1 protein-coding gene is annotated in these 365 nt (G+C 51.8%); it reads right to left on the bottom strand.

The window, feature by feature from the left end; all coding sequences use genetic code 11:
* A partial coding sequence (locus ACOSDM_RS20185) for a hypothetical protein (RefSeq protein ID WP_420726329.1) occupies positions 1-182 on the bottom strand: 182 nt, incomplete at its 3' end.
* Between the last annotated feature and the right edge of the window lie 183 nt (positions 183-365).

Consider the following 365-nt stretch of genomic DNA (forward strand, 5'->3'; position numbering starts at 1 on the left):
TGTGAATCGGCATCCATCCGGGCTATGACAGCACGGGCCGGCACTTTGCTGAGGTTGCAGTCCTTGTAATCCTCAACACTCTTCTTACTACCATCCATGCACAACAGCTGGTAATCCGGTCTCTCATTCTCTGGGATTCCATCGTGGCAAATAAAGGCAACGTCTCCATTACCCTTTTTCATGCACTGGAAGGCTCCTGCATCGCCATAGCTATGTTCGCTTTGTGAGCAGCTGCAGTCACCCTGGCAAGCTGAGCACAGGCTTGGGTATTGGGCTTTCGATATTCCAGGAACACAACTGCGCAAGAAGAACTGTGACACAGCCTTCTCAAGAGGCATGTCATCAGGACCACCTCGACAAGGCAC

Source organism: Hwanghaeella sp. LZ110, from assembly GCF_048892525.1.
Classification (GTDB): domain Bacteria; phylum Pseudomonadota; class Alphaproteobacteria; order UBA8366; family Aestuariispiraceae; genus Pacificispira.